1 pseudogene is annotated in these 654 nt (G+C 49.8%); it reads left to right on the forward strand.

Annotated features, from left to right (window positions below):
* Positions 1 to 522, forward strand: a pseudogene (locus tag A142_RS10305) (type II secretion system protein); the annotation flags it as partial.
* Positions 523 to 654 lie beyond the last annotated feature (132 nt).

The raw sequence follows: 654 nt of genomic DNA on the forward strand, positions 1-654 counted from the left end.
TACGAGCGCGCCGCCACCTTAAGTCTGTTCTCAAAAATCCCAAGCATTGTGTTTGATGAGCCGAATAACCTCATCACCCTTCGCATTGACCGCCCTGATAAAGCCTTTGCTTACGACGGATTGGTCAAACGAAGCGGGGATGATTCGACGCTGCTTGGGGATTGGGATATCGGGGGGAATTTCGGTATCACCAACACCAAAGACGTGTCACTTCGAGCCAGTAATGGCTCTCAAATACCGGTGAGCTCAAAATTGTCAGAATCCACTACCGCAAGGCACGGGCAATGGGTGGACAAACCTCAGTGTATCCGAGGTCAAACGGCGCAAGCGAACCTATCGATTTCAAGTATTGACGTTGATACCCGTTATTACACCCACCTTGGTGGATTGAAACCTTACATCTTGTCGCAAACGGCTACCCGATGGCGAGTTGGAATATCGATCAGCGTCAAGATAAACAGTACCGGTCGAGAGACCATATTAACCAGCGGCGAAGCGTTATTAACCGCGTATTGTCGCTAACAACGAAAAGGAAATGACGATGAAAAAACGGCTGTACCCAATCATCACCACTATCATGGTGGCCACGTTAGCGCTGCCCGCATCATCCAAAGTGACATTGGATGATGTGTACGCCGCCGATGCACCGAAACG

It is taken from the genome of Vibrio splendidus 12E03 (assembly GCF_000272105.2).
GTDB classification, from domain to species: domain Bacteria; phylum Pseudomonadota; class Gammaproteobacteria; order Enterobacterales; family Vibrionaceae; genus Vibrio; species Vibrio splendidus_I.